At 29.3% G+C, this 1,928-nt stretch carries 1 protein-coding gene and 1 pseudogene; both read left to right on the forward strand.

Features of this window, described 5'->3' with window-relative positions:
• Positions 1-702 (forward strand): annotated as a pseudogene (locus tag AJN64_RS04365) (hypothetical protein); the annotation flags it as partial.
• An 18-nt stretch (positions 703-720) separates the two neighbouring features.
• On the forward strand, positions 721-1,928 hold a 1,208-nt coding region (locus tag AJN64_RS04370; RefSeq protein ID WP_070292738.1), incomplete at its 3' end, for a hypothetical protein.

Consider the following 1,928-nt stretch of genomic DNA (forward strand, 5'->3'; position numbering starts at 1 on the left):
TATCCTTTTGCAATCAATTCGAAATTCATTAGCTTTGATTTAAAGAAAATTTTTTATGGCATAGATCTTTGCACAGGAGTTTTTGACACTCATTTTTCCTTTCATTATGAAATAGATCAAAAGCTTGAAGAAAATAAAGAATTTCTTTTAAAAAGACTTTTGTCTTATTTGATTATTGATGAGAAAAGATCCGCTTTAAGGATAATAAAAGATGAAAATGAAACTATACAAGAAAGAGATGATTATACTTTTTTTAATCAAAGTTTAAATAGTATAGAACTCATTAAATCTGAAATTTATATCCTAAAAAACACTACATTAGAAAAGTATTATAAAGAAGTTAATGATGAAATCAATTTAACAGCCATTCAAGCTTACAATGAAGCTTTACAAATTTTACAAGATTTTGCTAATGGAATTTACAATACAAGTAAAGATAAAACAGGAAGATATATAGAAGATAAAAATAAAACCAGAAGATTACTAGAAAAACTCAATATCATAGGACAAAACAATCTTAAGGCTATGTATATAGGGATAAATGAAAATAAAGAAAGCTTGAAAGCTATAGACAAAAGAGAAAATAACACTAGCAAGGCAAGTGCAAATACTGATATCACATCAGAAACAAAAACTCCGCCTAATTTCATAGGCAGATTAGCTACTACTATAATCATAGAAGATGGTTTATATATGGGATAAATTACGAAAGGATAAACAATGAGCGAAACTTATGAGATTTATACACCCAATGGATTAACATTAGATGTGGAAAAAGATACCAATAAAATACTCTTTAAAGAAAATATTAAGCCCACAGGCAACTATACCGAAGAATATTCCAAAGCGGTTTTTAAATCTTATCATATTATGAAAAACTCCCCCTACAAAGACTATAAACCCCAATACCTAGATCCTAACTTTTATACAGGACAAAGTTCTACTTTACTTGAATTTAAAGATTGGCAAAGTATATATTTAAAAGATCCTATCAAAGGAGCTATAGCTCCTTGGACTAAAGCAGAAAAAGCTTATTATAAATCTTTAAAAACTAAAAGAGAAAGATATAAATATCTAATTATAAGAAGTGGTATAAGAAGCACTGTTATAGATATACCCTATGATGCTTATGCTAATGTAGATGAAAAAGGATATTTAATCAATGAAGAATACGCCTATATTTATGATGAAGTTAACAATAATAAAGAAACCTTAAAATCTTCTCTTTTTAGACAAGAATGGGGTATAGCAGCAGGAATACTAGGAAAACCTGAATATTTTGTGCGTTCTAAAAATCATGGCTTTAATGCCAGAATGATACAATGTTTTATTTTATATATTCAACTCACAGGTGGAGGATATGAAGAATTAGGTATAAAAAGAGGAATTTATAATTATGCTGATAATCTTTTAGAAATAGGTATAGGTATGGCAGGGATACATAAAAATCCTTTAAGGGCCAAATTAGTAAAAGATTTAGCTAAAACTATACAGCCTGATGAATTTGGTATGCTTCCTTTTATAGATGAGATTATGGGAGTAGATTGGGTGATTGATTTAAATAAATATGATTTTGCCTATGATGAAGAAGGCAGGATCATTTGGGCTTTATATAATGATATTAAAAAAGGCAAATTAAAAGATCCAAGAGATATAGATTCTACTCCTGAAAGTAGAAATAAATTTGATGATGCTATGGATGGATACGAAAATGGAATGGTAACAAGATTTGATGTAGATACTCCAAATGATTGGAGTGAACAACAAGCTACTTTATTCAAAGATACCCTAGTATTAAGCGCCAAACTAGCAGCCCTAACCCCACCTCAAGGCTATCCTAATGCCCCTTATTATTTTACACCTGAAAGATTAGAATGGATTTATAAAAGAGGATATTTAGACAAACTCCTTGATCCAAGAATTCCTGC

The organism is Campylobacter sp. BCW_4332 (assembly GCF_001763175.1).
In the GTDB taxonomy this organism is placed as follows: Bacteria; Campylobacterota; Campylobacteria; order Campylobacterales; family Campylobacteraceae; genus Campylobacter_D; species Campylobacter_D jejuni.